Below are 21,550 nucleotides of genomic sequence, written 5' to 3'. Positions count from 1 at the left end.
TCTCCTTGGGTGATATTATAATAACATATTAATAGGACTTTTGAAAATGACAGTGCATTTACCTAACATTGGTATTACTAGCTGCTTGAGAGCAAAATCATTACTTGAAGAATATCCTCAAAATGTAGTGGGTAGTTTTTGGATTATGTGTGGTTATGGATTAACGCAACCAAGACTTCCTGATTGGTGGATTGATAATGTTTTAGAAGAAAATCAAGCGCAAGGTATTATTGATGCGTTTGAAAAAGGTTATTCGCTAGAAGAAAATGATTTAGGATTTTGTATAATTGTTATTGCAGATTCTTCCAATCCCGCTAATTTATCTTATGTAATTCAACACCTGACAATGTGGGAAGGAGAGGGAATCGCTTTATTAAAAATAATGGCACATCATAATATACCTGCTCATACAGAAGTCACTGATCCTGAGTTTTTTTTAAGTGATCGTTATGGCGAACAAAATCCTACCTACCAACATCTTCGAGAAACATTAAATCATTGGACGGTTCAAGTTTGGGAAGATTACTGTAGCTACTTGATGTCCGTTCATGGACACGGGATGTTTTATGATTACTGTAAAAAAATAAATGCTGTTAAAGATGAGGTGAAAGCAACTGTAGAAAAAGGTGATAAACCTCTTGTTTTAACAGAAGGTGAAACTGACCCAATTTATATTACAACTGCCTTAGAATTATTAGGAGAAAAAGAAATTTTAGGAAAAGTAGATATTGAATGGGTAGGAACTTCTATAGGTGAAGGTAAAAGTATCAATACTGGTGATGGTGGCTTGAAAAATACTAGAGATGTTTTACTTTCTAATCCTAAATTTTTAACTCGGAAAGTATTACTTCTGTATGATTGTGATACTAATAAATCTAATGAAGATCATGATCTATTGAAAATTAGGAAAATACCTCAGCAAAAAAATAGAAAAGTTAAAAAAGGAATTGAAAATCTATTTCCTGATCATTTATTTACAGAACAATTTTATTTACCAAAAACTAAATATGGAGAGTATGGAGAAGAAAACAAAATTCAAGAATTTCAAAAGATGAGATTTTGTAAATATATGTGTGAAGAAAGAAGACAGACTGAAGATTTTAAGGATTTTCAGATAATTGTTGATTTTATCAAAGAATGCTTGGGAACAATTACTTATTGATCGAATCTAGTAAAAATATTACCTAACAGTAACATTATGTTCCATAAATTATTGATTACTACTAGATAGTTTAGATTTTTGTAAGGATGTATGCTACAATAAAGTAAAGTTTAGTTACTGGTTTCACAAAAAACTATTTATGAGGGTTGGTTAAAATGCCAAATAATCAGTCTATTACCGACATGACTTTACAAGATTTAGAATCATTGATTAATAGAATTGTTGATGAAAAAATTAATAAAATCAGTTTTTCTAAAGATAAGGAAGTAGAAACAGAAGACATTGAAAGCCAAAGAGTAATTCAAGAATTATTTGATCAATATTTTGAAAAATATGTCGAACCCCAGTTAGAAATTACACAAAAAGCTCTGAAAACTTCCGATCCATTTGTACAATTTGATGGTATTTTCAAAGACGATCCTTTTTTTGACGAATTTGTAGAAGAAATGGCTAAAAATCGCCGTGAATTAGATGCAGAAATGGCTGCTTATGAAGCTTCTTTAGAGGAGAACCAAACAGCGTGAGCAGATATATTCTTGATACTAATATTGTGACTCTTTCTCAACACGGCAATTCTAATATCGCTCAACGCGCCAAAGTTGTGGGAATTGACAATATATTTATTACGACTGTTACACTGGAAGAACAATTAAAAGGTAGATTAAAAATTATTCATAACTGTGCTACTAAACCAGAATTGTTACCAAGAGCTTACCAGAATTTACTAACAACTCAACGTTATTTTTGTCAGATGAAATTATTAGATTTTAATGAGGGAGCTTGTGAATGTTTTAAAAAACTACGTCAGCAAAAAATCAATATAGGTACACAAGATTTAAGAATAGCTGCTATAGCATTATTTAATGATGCAATTTTAGTAACCCAAAATTACCAAGATTTTATCAAAGTTCCTGATTTAAAAATGGAAGATTGGACAGTAAATATATAGTTGTTAAAATTTAATAGTAATGAAGGACAAAGCCTAAAAACTTCATCCTTCACCCCTATTTAATTACGCTTCATCCAAAGCTGCAATACCAGGTAAAACCTTACCTTCCAACAACTCCAAACTAGCACCACCACCAGTAGAAATGTGGCTCATTTGATCAGCCAAACCAACCTTTTCCACAGCCGCTACAGAGTCACCACCACCGATAATAGTAGTAGTGCCGGTTTTGCCGATTTCTGCTAAAGTATGAGCGATCGCTTCTGTACCCGCAGCAAATTTATCAAACTCAAACACACCCATTGGACCATTCCAAATCACAGTCTTACAATCCGCTAAAGCCTCTTGGAAAACCTTCACAGAATCAGGACCAATATCCAAACCCATCCAACCATCAGGGATTGCTTCAATGGTGACGGTTTGAGAGTTAGCATCAGCAGCAAAGTTATCTGCTAACACCACATCGGTGGGTAATAGCAAAGCTACACCACGTTCTTTAGCCTTAGCTTCCAAAGACTTCGCCAACTCTAACTTATCTTCTTCCACCAAAGACTTACCAACACTTAAACCACGTGCTTTATAGAAGGTGAAAATCATTCCCCCACCAATAATCAACTTATCGCACTTTTCTAACAAAGTTTCAATCACACCAATTTTGCTGGAAACCTTAGAACCACCGATAATAGCAGCCAAAGGACGTTGAGGAACTTCAATTGCACTTTGTAAATATTGCAACTCCTTCTCCACCAAATAACCAGCTACGGAAGGGCTTAAATACTTAGTTACACCCTCAGTAGAAGCATGGGCGCGGTGTGCAGTACCAAAAGCATCATTTACATAAAAATCAGCGTTTGCTGCTAATTTTTGAGCAAACTCAGGATCATTCTTTTCTTCTTCTTTGTAAAAGCGGACGTTTTCTAATAACAGCACTTGGCCATTTTCCAAAGCTGCAACCTTAGCAGCTACATCATCACCGATGCAGTCATCAGTTTTGACCACTTCTTGTCCCAACAACTCAGAAAGACGTTTAGCGACGGGAGTTAAACGCAATTTTTCATCTACACCCTTGGGACGACCGAAATGGCTTGTTAAAATGACCTTAGCACCCTTTTGGGTCAAATCTTGGATAGTTGGTAGCGCTGCCCGAATCCGAGTATCATCGGTAATGTTGCCTTGATCATCAACAGGCACGTTAAAATCAACCCGTACCAAAGCACGTTTTCCAGAAATATCAGCAGCAGATAAACTTGCTAAACTTTTTTTCGACACAGCCAAATTCTCCTGATTATCTTTTTGTTATTGTTTGGAAAGTATCACCATCCAGATTTTACCGGAGTAAGGGGTGTGAAGATTAATTTATGTTTAAAACAGTTCTATTTCCCATTGACCAAAGTCGTGAAGCGCGAGAAGCTGCTGACGTAGTTACCAACATCGTGCAGAAATATAACAGTCGTTTGGTATTGCTGTCAGTAGTGGAAGAACCCTCCCCAAATGGAGATGCTGGCGATATCATGGGTTCTCCAGAGGTGGTTGCTAAACTCCTAGAAAATGCCCAAACCTTATTTTCTCAGCAAGGTATTACGGCTGAAGTATTAGAAAGACAGGGTAAACCCGCTTTTACTATCTGTGATGTTGCTGACGAGATAGGAGCAGATTTAATTATTATGGGTTTTCGCGGACTGGGTTTAACTGATGAAGGCGCAAATGATAGTGTCACAACCAGGGTGATCAATCTTTCACCTTGTCCTGTTTTGATTGTGCCTTAGATCAGGGAACAGGTAATGGGTAATGGGTAATGGGTAATGGGTAATATTATTCCCAGTCACCAGTCCCCAATCCCCAGTCCCCAGTCCCCAGTCCCCAGTCACCAGTCCCCAGTCCCCAGTCACCAGTCACCAGTCCCCAGTCCCCAGTCACCAGTCACCAGTCCCCAATCCCCAGTCCCCAGTCCCCAATCCCCAGTCAAGTAGTGAAATTTCTGTAAAAAACCGTACTTCCAGCGAATTTTGTTCTCTAGATTAGTCCTCTAGACTAAAATAAGACTAGAGACAAAACTTTCAGCTACTGAGTACAAGCACTCAGTTGAATATAAGTAAAATGGGATTCTTTGACTCTGAAATAGTTCAACACGAAGCCAAACAGCTTTTTGAAGATTACCAAGCACTGATTCAACTTGGCAACAACTACGGCAAATTTGACCGCGAGGGCAAAAAGCTGTTTATTGAGCAGATGGAATCTATGATGGACCGATATCGCGTCTTTATGAAGCGGTTCGAGCTATCAGAAGATTTTATGGCGCAAATGACCATACAGCAACTAAAAACTCAGCTAAATCAGTTTGGTGTTACACCACAACAAATGTTTGAGCAGATGAATATGACTCTGCAAAGAATGAAAGCTGAGTTGGAAAAACAGGTATGAGGGTATTGGTGATTGGTGATTGGTGATTGGTGATTGGGAAAAATTTTAGATTTTAAATTTTAGATTTTAGATTGGAGTTCATGAAATACAATCCAAAATCCTAAATCCACTCACTGTATCACCTATTACCCATTACCCATTACCCATTACCCATTACCCATTACCCATTACCTCACTCTAATTTGCTTTAGGACGTGGAAACTGGGAAGGTGTTTTAAATTTCTCTGATGGTACTCCTTTAAGGGCTTGCTCCATAAAATCACGCCAGATGGGAGCAACCATACCACCACCTGTAGCACCACTGGATAATTGTCGGTTATCATCTCTTCCCACCCAGACAGCAGTTGTGAGTTGTGGCACAGTACCCACATACCAAATATCTTTTTCTGAGGAAGTTGTTCCTGTTTTTCCTGCTGATGGTCTGCCTATATCTGCACCCTTACCCGTACCGCTACTAACCACAGATTGCATAATATCTATAGTTGCTGCTGATGCCCAGGGATCAAGCACTCGCTGGGGTTTTGGTGTGTTGTCGAGTAACACATTACCACTACTATCTGTAATTCTGACTATTACTGTTGCTGGTGATTGCCAGCCATAATTCGCAAAGGTAGCGTAGGCACTGGCCATTTCCAAGGGAGTCATACCAATAGCACCTAAAGGCAGGGAGGTAACTGGTTCCATTGGACTCATGATACCCAAAGTCCGACAGGTTTCAACAACTTTATTCATCCCTATGGCTTTACCAAGCTTAATTACAGGGATGTTGCGAGATTGAGCTAAAGCGGTACGAATAGACATTGCACCACTAAACCCACCATCGTAGTTTCTGGGGAAGTACCAACCATTGCCATCTCGGTAGCTAACAGGGGTATCTAATACGGTGCTATCTGGAGCATATTTACCAGTGGCAAAGGCAGCATAATAAACGAAAGGTTTAAAAGCCGAACCTGGTTGTCTGAGTGCTTGGGTAGCGCGGTTAAATTCACTTGCTCTAGAATCTACCCCACCAACTAGAGCTTTGACAAAATGTGTGCGGGGATCAACTGCAACTAAAGCAATTTGATTTCCACGCAACCCTTGACCTAGTAAATTTTTGTGCCACTTACTCACAGTTGATTCTGCCATCATCTGGAATTTGGCATCCACGGTGGTTTGTACCCGCATCCCGCCTTTAAGCATTGTATCCCTTCCAAACTTTTTCACCAGTTCCTGGGCTACGGTATTGCTAATATAAGGTAGGGCGCTACCTTGAAATGACCTAATTCTCCCTAGTTTAATTTCTTCCTTGAGGGCATCATCATATTCTTTTTGGGTGATCCACCGCAAGTCTAACATCCGCCCTAACACTTCTTTTTGTTTTTGTTTTGCCTTTTTCATACTGGCAAAGGGGCTAAACTCTTCTGGGGCTTGGATCAAACCCGCCATCATTGCTGACTCACCCAAGGTTAAAAACTCGGCTGATTTATCAAAATAAGTCCGGGCGGCTGTTTGTACACCGTAGTTATTATGACCCCAATATACTTGATTGAGGTACATTTCTAAAATTTCGTTTTTCTCCAGAATTTGTTCTAAACGAATGGCTAAAACTGCTTCGGCTAATTTGCGAGTAAAAGCCCGCCGATGAGACAAAAACAGGTTTTTCACCAACTGCATGGTGATGGTAGAACCACCTTCTTTTACACCACCTGCTGCCAAGTTTACTACTACAGCCCTTCCTACACCAGAAGGGTTAATGCCTTGGTGACTGTAGAAGTGACCGTCTTCACTGGCTAGTACAGCGCGTTTGAGGTTCGGGGAAATTCTATTTAAGGGTACTACTTCGCGGTTTGCTTCACCGTGAATGCTTGATATGAGTTTACCTTTAATGTCATATATGTATGTGGTTTCTGTGGGAGAAAAGCTGCGTAACTGTCTCACGTCTGGCAAGTTGCGGAAACTTATGGCCAGTCCCACCAGTCCCCCCGCTGCAATAGAACTTGACAGCAGTGTGAGCGATAGTAGGGTAGCGCCAGTTACCTGACCTACGCCTTTAAAAAATTCAAACCCAGATGAAGCCTGGTCTTGGGATTGCTTGTTTACAAAAGTCCTAGAAGACACGGCGGTTTTACTTCCTCACTAATAAATATAAATGTAATTGATGAAATGAAAAAAGTCGGTTAATTTTTTGCAATTATAGTAGTTTGGCAGGACAGAAAACGGATAATTTGCCAGTGGACTTTACCAACCTAATTTCTAAAGTGCAAAGTGTAGTTAATAGTGAATCTTATAGTATGGCTAGTATGGCGCAGAATTTCTCTTGGCTACATCGTGGTGTGGCAGAAATTTTTCCTCAACCTCATGATGCTGATAGTGAAACTGAAAGTTTGGAAAAGCGGTTGCTCAATGCTGACCGTCCTTTAAGGATCAAGTTGGGTATTGATCCTACGGGTGCGGATATTCATTTGGGTCATAGTATACCAGTAAGAAAACTGCGGGCGTTTCAAGATGCTGGTCATACGGCGGTTTTGATTATTGGTGATTTTACCGCAAGAATTGGTGATCCTACGGGTAAGTCTGATGTCCGTCGTCAGTTGACTGAGACAGAGGTTAAGCAAAATGCCCAAACTTATCTTGATCAAGTGCGTCCTATTTTAGATTTTGACACACCTGGGAGGTTGGAGGTACGCTACAACTCGGAATGGCTTTCCCGTCTAGATTTGGGGAAAATTCTGGAGTTGCTGTCTACGATGACGGTGGGACAGATGTTGGCCAAGGAAGGTTTTGCTGAACGTTATAAGAAAGAGAATCCGATTTTCCTCCATGAGTTCCTGTATCCACTGATGCAAGGTTTTGATTCTGTGGCTGTGGAGTCTGATGTGGAATTAGGGGGAACTGATCAAAAGTTTAACATTGCTGTAGGTCGAGATTTACAACGTCATTTTGGTTTAAAACCTCAGTTTGGTTTGCTGTTACCTATTTTAATTGGAACTGATGGTGTACAAAAAATGTCGAAGTCTTTAGGTAATTATGTTGGTTTATCAGAACACCCTTCCCAGAAATACCAAAAGCTTCAAGCTGTGCCAGATAATTTACTGTCACAGTATTTTGAGTTGTTGACGGATTTACCTTTGCATAGTCTGCCAGAAAATCCACGCGATCGCCAAGAATTTTTAGCCTGGGAAATTGTCCGTCAATATCACGGTGAACAAGCGGCTAATGAGGCTAGAGAAGCGGCGAAAAGTGGTGGTAAGGAGGGAGCATTACCAGAGTATTCTGTGGCTGCTATTCCTCAATTTCCCGCTAAATTAGCTTATATTCTCGGTGCTACCGGTTTGTGTAAAAGTACCGCCGAAGGTAAACGGAAAATTCAAGAGGGTGGAGTCAGGATAGACGGTGATAAGATTAATGATGTGGATTTAATTTTTTCTCAGCCTGATGATTTATATGGTAAAGTGTTACAGGTGGGTAAAAAAAATTTTGTGCGGTTAGTAAAGTAGGAGAGAATAGCCGTTCACCCGTACGGGACTCGTAGAGTGCGTCAGACGGTAGAAGTCATGTCAATAAATATACTTTTGATATCTGACGCACCCTGCTGTTATAATATTTTCATCATCAATAATTGTTCACAGTCATGATTCAAACCCTAAATAAAATTGTCACCTTTGAGGAATTTGTTAACTGGCTTCCTGACAATTCCGATATACGTTATGAATTACATCATGGAGAAATTGTCACAATGGGGCAACCGGTGGGAGATCATGAAGAAGTTAAAGGGTTTTTAACTATCAAAATTAGTGCTAAAATTGATGGGTTAAATCTTCCGTATGTGATACCTAATCAAGTTATAGTTAGACCAGAAGGTAAAGATTCTGGTTATTTTCCCGATTTGTTAGTTTTAAATCGTGCTAATTTAGCTAATGAACAATTATGGAAAAAACAATCAGTTATTAGTCATGGTGCTTCCATACCTTTAATCATCGAAGTTGTTTCCACTAATTGGCGTGATGATTATTATTTAAAGTACGCTGATTATGAAGAAATGGGTATTGCTGAATATTGGATTATAGATTATGCAGCTTTAGGAGGACGTAATTTTATTGGTAATCCCAAACAACCTACTATTTCTGTTTGTAATTTGGTAGATGGAGAATATCAAATCAGTAAATTTAGAGATGATGAACGGGTTATTTCTCAAGTTTTTTCTGAATTAAATTTAACTGCAAATCAGATTTTTCAGGCGGGGATGATGTAGATTAATCTTCACAAAAATTTCTCACATATTCTCTGAAAATAGGAGATAAATCAAACAATATGTTATCTTCTACAATTTTGTTAATTAAATATCTTTTTTGTAGAGATTCTAACCCATTTTGTAGAGATTCTAACCCATTAATAAAATTAGTGGAAGATAATTCTAAGGTCAGAAGTGTTGAATGTTAAGAAATCTGTGATAAAAATAGCCCAAAATATATTAAAATTTGAGCAAGCTATATCAAAATATTGATTGGATCATGATTATAAATTCATTTCCCAAGATTGTCAAAGACATCCTCAAATCCTTGCCAAAAAATGATTATCCGGTTTTGAACACCCGTCTTTACGTGTTAGATAAATTCCGCGGATGGAAGATATCATGAGATGTTGACATTTTCACCCTTAATAGGACTACTATAACTGAATGTAACAACCAGAATTATGAATGATGAAAAAATTATTGTACCTTTAGATGTATCAGATTTAGAAAGTGCGATCGCTCTTGTGGATAAACTTCCCCAAGTCACGTTCTGGAAGGTTGGTTTAGAATTGTTTACTAGCACAGGTCCGGCTATTCTGGATGTGCTAAAATCTCGCCAAAAGCGGATTTTCCTAGATTTGAAGTTTCACGATATCCCCAATACTGTCGCCGGTGCTTGTCGTGCTGCTGCTGGTTATGGGGTGGATTTGTTGACAATTCATGCCACTTGTGGTAATGATTGCTTGAAGGCTGCTGTAGAAGCGGTGCAGGTGGGAGCGGAAAAAGCGGGAACTAAACCGCCTAAGTTAATTGCTATTACTGTGTTAACTAGCATTTCGGCGCGAGATTTGGCGTTTGATTTGAAAATACCTCTGGAATTGCCGGAATTTGCTTTAGAAATGGCACTTTTGGCAAAAAATGCGGGTTTGAATGGGGCGGTTTGTTCTCCCCAAGAGGTGGCACAGTTGCGGAATACTTGCGGTGAGAATTTTTTGCTGGTTTGTCCTGGGGTGCGTCCGAGTTGGGCTGATAAGGGTGATCAAAAGCGATCGCTCACCCCTTCTCAAGCTTTTCAAGCCGGTGCTGATTTTTTGGTGATCGGTAGACCTATTACTGCTGCTGCTGATCCGGTTCTGGCTTGGGATAAGATTTGTGAGGAGTTAAATTTGGGTTAGTGAACAACTTTGTTAAATCTCACGCAGAAGCGCAGAGAACCCAGAAGGATGAAGTTTTAAAGAGATTTTTTGCTGGTGTTTTCTGATTTTTGTGGAGTGGGCATACTTCGACTTTGCTCAGTACAAGCGTCGATCAGCTTAGTACAAGTCTTACCCGCCCAAGTTATGCGATAATATTTTTTACAAGATGTGATTTTTTGAATTTGATGAATTTTCAAGATGAAGGAAGAAAAAATGGCTGGTTTGTTTTTAAGGATTTAGTATTTCTTTTTCCTTTGTGGCTTTTTCTGTCTTTTGTCTTTATATCTCCTGTTTTCGCCAAAAAACTCTCTCCTAAACCTGTTGATTCCAAAATGAGTAGTTCTTGTTCTCAGCAAGGTTTAGAAGGTTTAACTACTCAGTTGATGTTAGATTTACCTAGCTATGCTAACCGTGTTATTCAAAGATCCCGTCGTCTGAGTCGCAGTGTTGATATCTATCCTTATATTTTGGTGGCAGGTAAGCCGAAGTTTCAACCTTTACCTTTAAACCCTGGTATTGATACTGCTAATAATACTGCTAATAATACTAATAATTATGCTTCCCAAGGGGTTGAGCAGGTTTTTTTTACAACTCTGGAACGACAGTATATAGATAAAAAGGCGGTGGAGTTGCAACAGTTCCACAGGTTGTTTTTGACGAAAACTACTTTGGGTTGGCAGGTGGTGATGATGTTTACTCAAACTGGTGAATATCCAGTAAAACCACTTATAGCACCACCAAGAGATAGTAGTCAGGGGGCGATCGCTCAAGGTGTTAAACTTTGGTTACGGGATTGTGAAGCAGGAAGTGTAAACTACTCCCCGCAACATCCCAGTTTAAACCTTAACTCAGTGCTTCCGCAGTCTTTTCTTGATCCAGTTTGAGAATCAAAACTCCCAAAGGTGGTAAACACAAATCTAAGGAATAAGGACGATTATGTAAAGACCAATCATCAGTCCATTTTCCTCCTAAGTTGCCCATATTGCTACCGCCATATTTACGCGCATCGCTATTGAACAACTCAGTATAAAATCCTTTCTCTGGTACACCGATGCGATAGTGAGAATGGGGTTGAGGTGTAAAATTACAAATCACAACTACAAACTCATCAGAATCTTTAGCACGACGGACAAAAGAAACTACACTGTGACGGTTATCGCTACAATCAATCCAATCAAACCCTTCCCGCGCAAAATCCTGAGTATATAAAGCAGGTTCAGAACGGTAAAGATGATTTATCTCCTTAAAAAATGCTTTTAACTGTTGATGGGGTTCATGTTGTAATAACTGCCATTCCAAATCCGCCCACACATTCCACTCACTCCACTGGCCAAACTCCATACTCATAAACATGGTTTTCTTTCCAGGGTGAGCAAACATATAAGCAAATAAAGTCCGCACATTAGCTAACTTCTGCCATCTATCACCGGGCATTTTACCGATGATATTGCTCTTACCATGTACAACTTCATCGTGTGACAATGCCAACATGAAGTTTTCACTGTGGTTGTACCACATACTAAAGGTGACATTGTTTTGATGAAACTGCCTAAACCAAGGGTCCATGCTGAAATAATCCAACATATCGTGCATCCAACCCATGTTCCATTTCAGGTTGAACCCTAAACCACCTGTATAGGTAGGCCAAGACACCATAGGCCAAGAAGTAGATTCTTCGGCAATGGAAAGGACTCCGGGAAAATAACTAAAGATGTTGTGATTTACTTGACGCAGAAAATCAGCCGCTTCTAAATTTTCCCTACCACCGTACTGGTTAGGTAGCCATTCGCCATCTTTACGGCAATAATCGTTGTAAAGCATCGAAGCAACCGCATCAACACGAATGCCATCAATATGGTATTTATCAAACCAGAACAGGGCGTTAGCAACTAAGAAATTTCTAACTTCGTTGCGGGAGTAATTAAATACTAAAGTTCCCCATTCCTTATGTTCACCTTTGCGGGGATCAGCGTGTTCATAAAGATGAGTACCATCAAAGAAAGCTAAACCATGACCATCTTTAGGGAAATGTCCAGGAACCCAATCTACCAGTACACCAATACCATTTAAGTGACATTGGTCTACAAAATACATGAAATCTTCAGGACTGCCAAACCGGGAAGTGGGAGCAAAGTAACCTGTGACTTGATAACCCCAAGAACCATCAAAGGGATGCTCGGCAATGGGTAACAATTCTATATGCGTATATCCCAGGTCTTTGACATAGGGGATGAGTTTGGCTGCTAGTTCCCGATAGGTAAGGAAACGCGCCCCAGGATTGAGTTCTGAAGCAATAACTACTGGTTCTGTTTCGCCGTTGGGCAATTTTGCTGGTTCGCCACTAGCAGCGTGTAACCAAGACCCTAAATGCACTTCATAAACGGAAATTGGTTGGGTGAGGGGATCAGTATGTCTCCTGGTTTCCATCCAATTTTCATCAGTCCATCTGTAAGCATTTAAGTCACTGACAATAGATGCTGTTTTGGGACGTGGTTCTTGTTGGAAACCGTAGGGATCAGATTTTTCGTAAATGTGTCCGTCAAAATTTTTGATTTCATATTTGTAATGTTCTCCCACACCCAGTTCAGGAATAAATAATTCCCAAACCCCTGTGTGTCCTTTCCGCATTTGGTGTTTGCGTCCATCCCAGTGGTTGAAGTCTCCCAAAACAGAAACGTTGCGAGCATTGGGGGCCCAAACGGCGAAATAAACACCTTTGACACCATCAACTTCTGTAAGATGCGCTCCCAATTTTTCGTAAATGCGGTGATGATTTCCTTCTGCAAATAAATGCAAATCAAAATCTGTTAAATGGGGAGAACGAAAGGCATAAGGATCATAAATGACTCGCTCATGCTCTCCTTCTTTGATTCGTAATTGGTAGTTGTTAAGTTCTGGTGTTTCTATGGTGCATTCAAAAAAATGGGGATGATGCACCGTTGTCATGGGATATTCTTTGCGTCCTTCTGGAACTACTACATAAACTGCGCTGGCATTTGGGAGGTAAGCTCGCACAGCCCAGACTTTTTTACCTTCCTGTTCTATAAGATGTGAACCTAGTACCTCAAACGGATCATGATGCTGATTCCCAACAATGCGATTAACCTGCTCAGGAGCGATGGTACTGATGGACATGAAGCTACCTACTGGAAATAAGGTGATTAACTAAATTCAGTTTTTAAGAACTTAATATATATTGTTTACATTTATTTGCATTTTTGTCGTCACGGTTATCCTAACACCAGAATGTATCTTATTGGGAAATGGGGACTGGAAGAGGTATTTTGGTAACGGTGATGATAACCGCTTCAAAAAATTTTTGCCTGAAAAGGTGTTAGCTTTGCGGGACTCAGTCCGGTTTTACACCCAATTGTTGCAATTATGTTGCTGTACTATGGGTAAAATAAACTTTTTGTCAATATTTTTTTTGCTAAAATTAACTAATAATTCCTGGACTGGTAAAGTGATAAAGTGATAAAACGTTATAAATATGACTCAGCAATAGCTTAATTGTGTAAATACAACATAGTAATATATACTACACAAAAATTGACAATTTGCATTTAGATATTACTGTTATCAACTGATAATTGACAATTGACAATTGATAAGTAGAAAGACAGGAAACAACCAAAGTATGTAAAGAAAAGTAAATTAACCTAAAAACCTCTTTTCTTCGATAGAATCATCGTTTACTATCATTAATCAAATTTCCCAATAAATAAGTTTTTACACTGTAATTATTTGTCTCCTTTATTACTTTAGCTTACATAAAATAATTTGTTGGACGAGAGTTACAGTTTCACACTATTTGTTTGTCTACTCCTGGTTTATCCTTATAGGTACAAAATATCAGATAAACTAAAATGACTGAAATTGGCCTGCTAATGACGGGCGTATTAAGCACCACACAACCAAATTTGCCCCATTTGCCGGAGCAGCGACCATTGACAACGGAAAATGGCGTGCATAATTCAAAAAATAGTCAGTTATCTCAATTAACTTCTATTTCTCAAATCACACCACCTGAATTTATGACAGTAGACGGAAGGGACAAACCTCAAATTTCAGCACTGGCACATCAGCGGGATCATATATTAAAACAAATTCGACAAAAGCACCTGTCCTCAATATCTTTTGAGTTAGCTGATGCTCAGGATATCCCTACAAAAGAGCAGCTATTAGCACGATACCCAGCACATAACAGACAACCCATGCCAACTTTACGTTTTGGTAGTTCTGGTATGTCTGTAAGAATTATGCAGCGTTTATTGGTATCTAATGGCTATGGTATTCGAGTTGATGGTATATTTGGACCTCTTACTGAAGCAGCTATTAAAGCTTTTCAAAGTCAACGTAATTTATTAGTAGATGGTATTGTTGGTCAAAAAACTTGGTGGGAGTTGTCAATTTAGGAGGCAGGAGGGAAGAAGTAGTATCTTATTCCCCCCAGTCACCAGTCCCCAGTCACCAGTCCCCTACTAATTAACGATACTTATGCTGTATCTCCAGAAAAGAAATTATGGAACCTATTTATGGGGGCGGGTCGAAGCTTATGGGATATCTAGATGTCTGATTTTTCCGTTAAATTATCACCCATAAGCTTCGCCCCTACAACTTATGACAAATTAATACATTCTATTTTGGAGAGGTCTATTGTATTAGTCAGCACTGAGTAAAAACAGAGCCAATATTAATTTACTTTCCTTTTTGTTTTCTTTCCTCGCGTTGCTTGAACCCACGGAAAATAATAATTTATTACCAGGGCGAACGACGGGACTCGAACCCGCGAGTGGTGGAACCACAATCCACTGCCTTAACCACTTGGCTACGCTCGCCATTTACTCTCTGAGCATAGCACGACTTTAAAAAATGATCAAGATTTTTTTTGACTGAAATTGACTAATTTTTTTGTAGTCTTTAAACTGTAGTCATTAGATCACAACCTGGTATATATGAAAGTATTGACTTTAATTGCATCTGTAGGCGCAGCAGGAATAGCAGTCTTGGGAGTGACGATGGCTACCACAAATCCACAACAGCCTAAATATGAAGAGTATGCAGTACAACGTTTGAAAACTTACTTAAAAACAGATTTTTGTCAAAAAACACCGAATTTTTTGCAAAATCTGATACAATTTAATTGCAACCAGCTGGTTGATTCCGCTCAACCGAAAATTAGAGATATTATTTCTGCCACCACAAAAAGACAGAACTATATTATTTTTAGTCTTTATACTACTGATTTAAAAATTGATAATTTAATACCTGGTTACAAATTTGAAACAGTAGGCGCATTTGACAACTTTTATACTTATAAAGCAGAAAAGAAATAGGGGATTGGTGACTGGTGATTGCTGACTGGTGATTGGTGACTGGTGACTGGGTTATTAACCTCCCTTACTTCCCCTACTTCCCCTTCCTCCCCATCTCCCTATTTTTCAAATATCGACATTGATATTTTCGATTTGTTTAGCTGCTTTTTCCCATAACTTGGCGTTTTCTTCATCATTCCAGTGAGTTCTGAGATTTTCTGCTTTTTTGTGGCAGATTCGTTCTAACATCTCTAAAATAGCACCTAGTGTTAGTTTGTCCACTAATTCTTCTAAAGAGTGCATAAATTCTTTCATAATAAATACTCCTTAACCTAAATTTTTAGTTAATCACATCGTCAGCCTATGTCATCTGCTTATCTTTTAGTATCTCACGGTAGTCGTGATCCGCGTCCAAATATTGCTATGCAGCAACTAGCAAAGCTGCTCAGTCTGAAATTACCAGATAGTGAACATTTAGTAGGGATAGCTACCCTAGAGCTAAATACTCAACCATTAAACCAGCAAATTCAAGATTTCGCGCCAAAGGCTTTAGCTTTTGGTTGCAAATGCCTAAAAATTATACCTTTATTTCTGCTACCGGGAGTTCATGTCATGTCAGATATTCCCGCAGAAGTGGAACTTGCACAAACAGCACTGGGTGAAAAGATCCAGATTGAGATTAAAGCTTATGTAGGAAGTCATGGAAATTTAGCAAAACTGCTGACTTCAACAATGGCTACTATAAAAGCAGAAGTATCAATTCTCTTAGCTCATGGTAGTCGTCGTTCTGGTTCTCAACAACCAGTAGAAGATATAGCTAGGAGTTTGGGAGCAGTAACGGCTTATTGGTCTGTATCTCCCAGTTTAGAAACAAAGATAAAAGAATTAGTAGCTGCTGGTAATCAGCAGATTGCAATTTTGCCATATTTTTTATTCGCTGGGGGAATAACTGATGCGATCGCCGAATCTTTAGAAAAGCTAAAATTAAAATTTCCTGGGGTAAAGTTGCAATTAGCACCACCTTTAGGAGTCAGCGCAGAACTAGCTGATATAATCTGGGATTTAGCAACAGAAGGGGAAAAAGTTTTTGGGTAAGGTTTATTTAATCGGTGCTGGTCCTGGTGATCCTGGACTCATGACTCTCAAGGGTAAAAGTTTATTGGAATGTGCGGATGTAGTTATTTATGATGCTTTGGTAAGTCCGCCGGTTTTGGCAATGATCAATCCCCAAGCTGAAAAAATCAACGCTGGTAAGCGCATGGGGAGACATTCGCTCTTACAGGAAGAAACTACCCAACTACTCATTGAAAAAGCCCAAGATCATGAAATTGTGGTGCGGTTAAAAGGTGGCGATCCTTTTATTTTTGGGCGTGGTGGGGAAGAAATGGCAGAGTTACTAGAATCGGGAATTTCTGTAGAAGTTGTGCCGGGGATCACAGCCGGCATTGCAGCGGCGGCTTATGCTGGTATTCCCTTAACCCACCGTCTGTATAGTTCATCAGTGACATTTGTAACGGGTCACGAAGCGGCGGGTAAGTATCGACCGACTATAAAATGGCAAGCGATCGCCCAAGGTTCAGAAACAATAGTTATTTATATGGGTATCCACAATCTACCTTATATTGTGGAACAGTTGAGTTCATCTGGGTTGAGTCTAGAGACTCCAATAGGTTTGGTGAGGTGGGGAACCCGGCCAGAACAAGAAGAATTAATTGGTGAGTTAGGGACAATTGTGCAACAAGTTGAAGAGACGGGATTTAGTGCGCCAGCGATCGCAGTCATTGGAGCAGTAGTCAAGATGCACAGTATTTTATCTAATTGTCGTCCAGTGTAATCTAGATCGAGAAAAACTTATATTTTCTACTTTCAATCATCTACTTTCAATTATCTGCTTTAAATCATGTGCTGAAAAACCGTTTTCAGTAAATCACTTTGATTTAAAGGCTTAGTCAAGCAAGCTGAAGCTCTAACGAGTTTTGCTTTAGCTTTATCTATCAAGCTGGCTTTTTCTGTCACCATAATTACAGGTGTATTTTTAAAATATGGCTGTTTCCGCAATAAAGAGCAAATTTCATAGCCATCTAAATTCGGCATCGTCACATCCAGAAAAATCATATCTGGTTTGGTATGGAAAATTTCCATCAAAGCTTTTACTGAATCTGTAACACCAAATACAGAAAATATTTGCTCATCTAAAAAACTTTTAATAGTATTTAACACCAAAGGACTATCATCCACACAGAAAATTGTGTAATGTTTTTTGTCCTTGGGTTGGGAATAAAATCTTTGATATTTGCTGGGAGTTGGTGGTTTATTGCCAATTGGGGGCAATTGTACTTCAATTTTAGGGCGTGTCTTTGGTTCATTGTCTGGCCAAAACTGCTCCGTAGCAACTCTGACACCTGCTGAAGATTGCTGACTATACTGCCAAAATTGTTCAGGAGAAACTTTTATCCCCGCCTGGCACTTTTCCACTAATAAGCGCAGATTCAAATGACAAAACTTGGGCAAATCATCCAAAAAGGTTTCATGGATAAACTCATAACTTCCCTCTTCGATTTGCAGAAATGAATCTAGAAATTCTAGAGCTAATTGTTCAATGAGCATTGCCGCTTGCATAGAGCTAATATATTGCTCATTCACCAACCAGCAAATAGCTAAATAATCTGGATTGGGAATAGCCTGATTTTCCACACCTCTTTCAAAGATGCTTTGTAACTGCTCATTAATACCTCTGGGAAGAGTAGAATTTTTCTGGGTCAACCTCTGCAAGTTGCGATACAGTGGCTCAAACATCTTCTCTGAGTAACAAGCATAAATTAATTTCCCCTCTTGTACATATATTGACCAAGCCCCGGAAGTGCTAAATACCTCTAAACAACCAGTAACCGACTTACTGGTGATTTTCTTCAACAGGGATAGAGGTTGTAGTTTTTGGAAAAATCTGTATCTACTAATAGGAAGCGTTTTCATTAGCATGGATTTGAATACAAATAAAAATTTGACATCACAATTTGTGAATCACCTGTAGAGGATTCACACCGGTCTTTTTGGACTTAATGCCAGATAAAGATAACGGTTTACATGGGAGTGAGTATAGCAAGTCTTTTCTCTAAACACACAATACCCAACACCCCACACCCCACTCACCCCTCACCTGGGCAAAAAGCAGAATTTATCTAAGCATTCCCCTATCAGCAGTCATATGGGCAAAATCCACATCCTGCACTTTTTCCATAAGGGCTGGTTGGCAATGCTCAATCTACGACATCATTGGATGTTATAGACTTTAATTTCCCTAATAAGATAAAGGTGTAAGACATGAGAATAGCAAAGATTTAGAAGCATTAAGTTCAGAAAAGTTACACCTTCTCTATTACTTCTAATTTGTTGTATTCCAGCCTTGAATGATTATGTGGTATATGTGTAGATGCTCAGTAATTACCTACTAATTTCACGTTACTATAGATTTAACAGGGAAATAAAAAACTATTTTAAACCTAATATAAAAAATTCAAGTTAATACAAAAATTAGTAATGAAAATAGCAGTTTATCAATTGATAATTGACAATTGACAATTGATAATTGTTTCATTCAAGGTTTAAAACCTCCCCTTTGAAGGGGAAAAAACCAAAAAAAATCCGCTTTTTCAATCCTCTGACTTTCAGGGAGAGGTCATTGTCAATTGTCCATTCTTGAAAAATACTATGTTTCACCTGATTTTGCTGATCAAACAAGATGTTTGTGCTTAAAATCAATAGTCCTTTTAAGCTAGTAAAGCTAATGACTACAAAGCAAATGTACTGTAAATTAGCTATACTATATCCCGGACTATTTCTACTCACACAGTGCTTAATTTATTCTTTTCCTCTTTCATAATTCACTATCAGGATGATTTAGGGTATTGGGGACTGGGGACTGGGGACTGGGGACTGGGTAATGGGTAATGGGTAATATTATTCCCAATCACTAATCACCAATCACCATTCCCTGATATCAGTAGAATTTTCATATACTTAGCTGTTTAAAATTAACCAACTGTGACCGCTATTAATCTTTTAGTCCAAGAGAAAACTGAACGTCTGGATCGTTATCTGTCATCTGCAATACCTGATTTATCTCGTTCCCGTGTACAACAGTTAATTGAACAGGGTCATGTTCAAGTCAATGATCAAGTTTGTACATCTAAAAAAATAAATCTCAAACTTGGCGATCGCATTTGTTTAGAAATTCCCGCAGTTCAACCGTTGGAACTGGTAGCAGAAGATATCCCTTTAGATATTCTCTACGAAGATGAGCAATTACTCATTCTCAATAAACCCGCAGGTTTGGTAGTTCATCCAGCACCTGGTCACGCAGATGGTACATTAGTAAATGCTTTGTTGGCACATTGTCCTAATTTACCGGGAATTGGTGGTGTGCAACGTCCTGGTATTGTTCACAGATTAGATAAAGATACAACTGGAGCGATTGCTATTGCTAAAACTGATATCGCCTATCAACACCTACAAGCACAACTACAAGCCAAAACAGCACGCCGAGAATATTTAGGGGTGGTTTACGGTGCGCCAAAAACCGAAAGCGGGACTGTAGATTTACCCATTGGTCGTCATCCCCAAGACCGCAAAAAAATGGCCATAGTCCCCATAGAAGAGGGGGGTAGGTCAGCCATAACCCATTGGCAAGTGAAAGAAAGGCTGGGGAACTACACCTTGATCCATTTCCAGTTAGAAACAGGGCGTACTCATCAAATTCGCGTCCACAGTGCCAAAATCGGTCATCCTATAGTCGGCGACCCTGTTTATGGTTCTGGTCGTTCTGTGGGGGTAAATTTGCCCGGTCAAGCATTACACGCTTGGCGACTCAAGTTACAGCATCCCATTTCTGGAGATTGGATTGAAGTAACCGCACCTCTGCCCCAAACCTTTACAACGCTATTAGAAGTCCTCCGTCGTAGGTGATTGGTGATTGGTGATTAGTGATTGGGAATAATATTACCCAGTCCCCATTACCCAGTCCCCAGTCCCCAGTCCCCAGTCCCCAGTCCCCAGTCCCCAGTCCCTAGTCCCCATTACCCAGTCCCCAGTCCCCAGTCCCCAGTCCCCAGTCCCCAGTCCCCAGTCCCCAGTCCCCAGTCCCCAGTCCCCACCTCCCTGAAATCCCCCCTGGGAGGTTAATTTAACAGGTTCTCAACAATATTTAGAAATGTAAATTTTACATTCTTTAATATAAACTACTGGGTCTAGATATGATCCCAAAATACCTGTAGTTGAGTATTGGTATATGGTTTCAGAATCATTAAATTAATATAAAATGTATAAAATTTCTTCTTATCTACAAACTTAATGAAGTTTTGTAACGAAAATTAGTAACTTTTCGGGTATACACCCCTTATATGTAAAGGACTTGAGGCTTTTCTTATTACCTGATCTTATTTATTCATAAATTGTAACAAATAAAGTCTCTATAGCAGTGTATAAACTAATCTGGAGGGGTTCAAAAACAGAGCAAAGTTAAACGAGGCAACCAATCCAATCTCGTTGGCTGGTTTCTCATAAAATTACCTCTGATTCTCATATTTCTGCCTTCAGGAAGATAGACGAGAAAATGAGAAAAGAAGTAGACAACAACTTAGCTTTGATTAACTCATTGTTTTTGAGCATCCATTCCTGATTGATAAAACAGCACCTGTTTCAATCAACACAACTCTCAACTAAGTAATTAGGAGATTAGAGTCCATGACATTAGATGTATTTTCCAAGGTTGTTACTCAAGCTGACGCTAGAGGCGAATTCTTAAGCACCGAACAACTAGATGCTTTGACAGCAGTTGTAGCTGCTGGTAGCAAGCGTTTGGACGTTGTTAACCGCATCACCAGCAACGCTAAAGATATCGTTACCAACGCTGCTCGTGCTTTATTTGAAGAACAGCCCCAATTGATCGCTCCTGGCGGTAACGCTTACACCAACCGTCGCATGGCTGCTTGTCTGCGCGACATGGAAATCATCTTACGCTATGTTACCTACGCTGCATTGGCTGGTGACGCTAGTGTTCTCGATGACCGTTGCTTAAATGGCTTACGTGAAACTTACCAAGCTTTGGGTACTCCTGGTGCTTCCGTAGCTGTTGGTGTTCAAAAAATGAAAGAAGCTGCTATCAATATCGTTAACGATCCCAACGGTATCACCAAAGGTGATTGCAGTTCTTTAGTTTCTGAATTGGCAAGCTACTTTGATCGTGCTGCTGCTGCTGTTGTTTAATCAACGTTGTTTAATCAACAAGTACAAACAAGT

General features: G+C 39.3%; 22 protein-coding genes and 1 tRNA gene. 17 read left to right on the top strand and 6 right to left on the bottom strand.

Annotation, left to right across the window (positions count from 1 at the left end; genetic code table 11):
* Positions 1-85: 85 nt before the first annotated feature.
* From H6F45_RS03325 to H6F45_RS03315, 3 genes are all read left to right on the top strand, one after another.
* Complete coding sequence (locus H6F45_RS03325) at positions 86-1,162, top strand: hypothetical protein (RefSeq protein ID WP_190346440.1); 1,077 nt, start codon at positions 86-88, stop codon at positions 1,160-1,162.
* Positions 1,163-1,317: 155 nt separating this feature from the next.
* Positions 1,318-1,686 carry a hypothetical protein gene (locus H6F45_RS03320; RefSeq protein ID WP_190346439.1) on the top strand — a complete coding sequence of 123 codons (369 nt, stop codon included), beginning with the start codon at positions 1,318-1,320 and terminating at the stop codon, positions 1,684-1,686.
* On the top strand, positions 1,683-2,111 hold the full coding sequence (locus H6F45_RS03315) for a PIN domain-containing protein (protein WP_190346438.1): 429 nt from the start codon (positions 1,683-1,685) through the stop codon (positions 2,109-2,111). Before H6F45_RS03320 ends, H6F45_RS03315 begins: the two co-directional genes overlap by 4 nt.
* 63 nt (positions 2,112-2,174) lie before the next feature.
* Here H6F45_RS03315 and H6F45_RS03310 read toward each other — a convergent pair whose 3' ends face one another.
* Positions 2,175-3,377, bottom strand: a complete 1,203-nt coding sequence (locus H6F45_RS03310; protein ID WP_190346437.1) for a phosphoglycerate kinase — start codon at positions 3,375-3,377, stop codon at positions 2,175-2,177.
* Positions 3,378-3,466: 89 nt separating this feature from the next.
* On the opposite strand from H6F45_RS03310, the gene H6F45_RS03305 reads away from it, so the two are divergent.
* The 3 genes from H6F45_RS03305 to H6F45_RS03295 all read left to right on the top strand — a co-directional run bounded on the left by H6F45_RS03305 (position 3,467) and on the right by H6F45_RS03295 (position 4,529).
* Positions 3,467-3,874 (top strand): universal stress protein, encoded by a 408-nt coding sequence (locus H6F45_RS03305; protein WP_137666379.1) that lies wholly within the window; start codon positions 3,467-3,469, stop codon positions 3,872-3,874.
* 36 nt (positions 3,875-3,910) lie between these two features.
* Positions 3,911-4,078: a hypothetical protein gene (locus H6F45_RS03300; protein ID WP_190346436.1), complete on the top strand. Its 168-nt coding sequence runs from the start codon at positions 3,911-3,913 to the stop codon at positions 4,076-4,078.
* Positions 4,079-4,205: 127 nt separating this feature from the next.
* Positions 4,206-4,529, top strand: coding sequence for a DUF1825 family protein (locus H6F45_RS03295; RefSeq protein ID WP_096565025.1), 324 nt, complete (start codon positions 4,206-4,208; stop codon positions 4,527-4,529).
* 177 nt (positions 4,530-4,706) lie between these two features.
* Here H6F45_RS03295 and H6F45_RS03290 read toward each other — a convergent pair whose 3' ends face one another.
* Positions 4,707-6,629 carry a PBP1A family penicillin-binding protein gene (locus H6F45_RS03290; RefSeq protein ID WP_190346435.1) on the bottom strand — a complete coding sequence of 641 codons (1,923 nt, stop codon included), beginning with the start codon at positions 6,627-6,629 and terminating at the stop codon, positions 4,707-4,709.
* A gap of 113 nt (positions 6,630-6,742) precedes the next feature.
* On the opposite strand from H6F45_RS03290, the gene tyrS reads away from it, so the two are divergent.
* The 4 genes from tyrS (at position 6,743) to H6F45_RS03270 (ending at position 10,825) form a co-directional block, all read left to right on the top strand.
* On the top strand, positions 6,743-8,008 hold the full coding sequence (gene tyrS, locus H6F45_RS03285; RefSeq protein WP_190346466.1) for a tyrosine--tRNA ligase: 1,266 nt from the start codon (positions 6,743-6,745) through the stop codon (positions 8,006-8,008).
* 134 nt (positions 8,009-8,142) lie between these two features.
* Positions 8,143-8,763, top strand: coding sequence for a Uma2 family endonuclease (locus H6F45_RS03280; RefSeq protein WP_190346434.1), 621 nt, complete (start codon positions 8,143-8,145; stop codon positions 8,761-8,763).
* Between the two features lie 443 nt (positions 8,764-9,206).
* Positions 9,207-9,920 (top strand): orotidine-5'-phosphate decarboxylase, encoded by a 714-nt coding sequence (pyrF, locus tag H6F45_RS03275; protein WP_190346433.1) that lies wholly within the window; start codon positions 9,207-9,209, stop codon positions 9,918-9,920.
* A gap of 206 nt (positions 9,921-10,126) precedes the next feature.
* The gene (locus H6F45_RS03270) at positions 10,127-10,825 is read left to right on the top strand and encodes a hypothetical protein (protein WP_242052548.1); all 699 of its coding nucleotides are present in this window, start codon (positions 10,127-10,129) and stop codon (positions 10,823-10,825) included.
* Here the strand turns inward: H6F45_RS03270 and glgB are convergent.
* Positions 10,785-13,076, bottom strand: coding sequence for a 1,4-alpha-glucan branching enzyme (gene glgB / locus H6F45_RS03265; protein ID WP_190346432.1), 2,292 nt, complete (start codon positions 13,074-13,076; stop codon positions 10,785-10,787). The two genes, H6F45_RS03270 and glgB, sit on opposite strands and share 41 nt — an antisense overlap.
* Before the next feature lie 731 nt (positions 13,077-13,807).
* Here glgB and H6F45_RS03260 point away from each other — a divergent pair.
* A complete protein-coding gene (locus H6F45_RS03260; RefSeq protein ID WP_096565035.1) occupies positions 13,808-14,356 on the top strand; it encodes a peptidoglycan-binding domain-containing protein in 549 nt (182 codons plus the stop codon).
* Positions 14,357-14,706: 350 nt separating this feature from the next.
* Here H6F45_RS03260 and H6F45_RS03255 read toward each other — a convergent pair.
* Positions 14,707-14,779: transfer RNA gene (locus H6F45_RS03255), tRNA-His, on the bottom strand.
* Positions 14,780-14,896: 117 nt separating this feature from the next.
* Between H6F45_RS03255 and H6F45_RS03250 the strand changes: the two genes are divergently transcribed.
* A complete protein-coding gene (locus tag H6F45_RS03250; protein ID WP_137666386.1) occupies positions 14,897-15,277 on the top strand; it encodes a DUF4359 domain-containing protein in 381 nt (126 codons plus the stop codon).
* A 105-nt stretch (positions 15,278-15,382) separates the two neighbouring features.
* Here the strand turns inward: H6F45_RS03250 and H6F45_RS03245 are convergent, their stop codons facing one another.
* Entirely contained in the window at positions 15,383-15,571 is a 189-nt protein-coding gene (locus H6F45_RS03245; RefSeq protein ID WP_096565039.1) for a hypothetical protein, read from the bottom strand.
* A 48-nt stretch (positions 15,572-15,619) separates the two neighbouring features.
* On the opposite strand from H6F45_RS03245, the gene H6F45_RS03240 reads away from it, so the two are divergent.
* Both H6F45_RS03240 and cobA read left to right on the top strand, forming a co-directional pair.
* Complete coding sequence (locus H6F45_RS03240; protein WP_190346431.1) at positions 15,620-16,351, top strand: sirohydrochlorin chelatase; 732 nt, start codon at positions 15,620-15,622, stop codon at positions 16,349-16,351.
* Complete coding sequence (gene cobA / locus H6F45_RS03235; protein WP_096565043.1) at positions 16,344-17,090, top strand: uroporphyrinogen-III C-methyltransferase; 747 nt, start codon at positions 16,344-16,346, stop codon at positions 17,088-17,090. The genes H6F45_RS03240 and cobA overlap by 8 nt, the downstream gene beginning before the upstream one ends.
* 59 nt (positions 17,091-17,149) lie before the next feature.
* Here the strand turns inward: cobA and H6F45_RS03230 are convergent, their stop codons facing one another.
* Positions 17,150-18,229, bottom strand: a complete 1,080-nt coding sequence (locus H6F45_RS03230) for a response regulator (protein ID WP_096565045.1) — start codon at positions 18,227-18,229, stop codon at positions 17,150-17,152.
* Between the two features lie 1,068 nt (positions 18,230-19,297).
* Between H6F45_RS03230 and H6F45_RS03225 the strand changes: the two genes are divergently transcribed.
* The 3 genes from H6F45_RS03225 (at position 19,298) to H6F45_RS03215 (ending at position 21,517) form a co-directional block, all read left to right on the top strand.
* A complete protein-coding gene (locus H6F45_RS03225) occupies positions 19,298-20,218 on the top strand; it encodes an RluA family pseudouridine synthase (protein ID WP_190346430.1) in 921 nt (306 codons plus the stop codon).
* A 21-nt stretch (positions 20,219-20,239) separates the two neighbouring features.
* Positions 20,240-20,434: a hypothetical protein gene (locus H6F45_RS03220; protein ID WP_190346429.1), complete on the top strand. Its 195-nt coding sequence runs from the start codon at positions 20,240-20,242 to the stop codon at positions 20,432-20,434.
* Positions 20,435-20,995: 561 nt separating this feature from the next.
* Positions 20,996-21,517, top strand: a complete 522-nt coding sequence (locus tag H6F45_RS03215; protein ID WP_096565049.1) for a phycocyanin subunit beta — start codon at positions 20,996-20,998, stop codon at positions 21,515-21,517.
* Positions 21,518-21,550 lie beyond the last annotated feature (33 nt).

Origin of the sequence: Sphaerospermopsis sp. FACHB-1194 (assembly GCF_014696235.1) — a bacterium.
GTDB classification, from domain to species: domain Bacteria; phylum Cyanobacteriota; class Cyanobacteriia; order Cyanobacteriales; family Nostocaceae; genus Sphaerospermopsis; species Sphaerospermopsis kisseleviana.
This window is presented reverse-complemented; position numbering and strand designations above follow the sequence as displayed.

Bases quoted from the DNA above. Each gene is read 5' to 3' on its own strand.
- H6F45_RS03300 (WP_190346436.1), top strand. From the start codon at position 3,911: ATGGGTAATATTATTCCCAGTCACCAGTCCCCAATCCCCAGTCCCCAG.
- H6F45_RS03280 (WP_190346434.1), top strand. From the start codon at position 8,143: ATGATTCAAACCCTAAATAAAATTGTCACCTTTGAGGAATTTGTTAAC.
- pyrF (WP_190346433.1), top strand. From the start codon at position 9,207: ATGAATGATGAAAAAATTATTGTACCTTTAGATGTATCAGATTTAGAA.
- H6F45_RS03295 (WP_096565025.1), top strand. From the start codon at position 4,206: ATGGGATTCTTTGACTCTGAAATAGTTCAACACGAAGCCAAACAGCTT.
- H6F45_RS03305 (WP_137666379.1), top strand. From the start codon at position 3,467: ATGTTTAAAACAGTTCTATTTCCCATTGACCAAAGTCGTGAAGCGCGA.
- H6F45_RS03250 (WP_137666386.1), top strand. From the start codon at position 14,897: ATGAAAGTATTGACTTTAATTGCATCTGTAGGCGCAGCAGGAATAGCA.
- H6F45_RS03240 (WP_190346431.1), top strand. From the start codon at position 15,620: ATGTCATCTGCTTATCTTTTAGTATCTCACGGTAGTCGTGATCCGCGT.
- H6F45_RS03215 (WP_096565049.1), top strand. From the start codon at position 20,996: ATGACATTAGATGTATTTTCCAAGGTTGTTACTCAAGCTGACGCTAGA.
- H6F45_RS03245 (WP_096565039.1), bottom strand. From the start codon at position 15,571: ATGAAAGAATTTATGCACTCTTTAGAAGAATTAGTGGACAAACTAACA.
- H6F45_RS03270 (WP_242052548.1), top strand. From the start codon at position 10,127: ATGAATTTTCAAGATGAAGGAAGAAAAAATGGCTGGTTTGTTTTTAAG.
- glgB (WP_190346432.1), bottom strand. From the start codon at position 13,076: ATGTCCATCAGTACCATCGCTCCTGAGCAGGTTAATCGCATTGTTGGG.
- H6F45_RS03320 (WP_190346439.1), top strand. From the start codon at position 1,318: ATGCCAAATAATCAGTCTATTACCGACATGACTTTACAAGATTTAGAA.
- H6F45_RS03260 (WP_096565035.1), top strand. From the start codon at position 13,808: ATGACTGAAATTGGCCTGCTAATGACGGGCGTATTAAGCACCACACAA.
- H6F45_RS03230 (WP_096565045.1), bottom strand. From the start codon at position 18,229: ATGAAAACGCTTCCTATTAGTAGATACAGATTTTTCCAAAAACTACAA.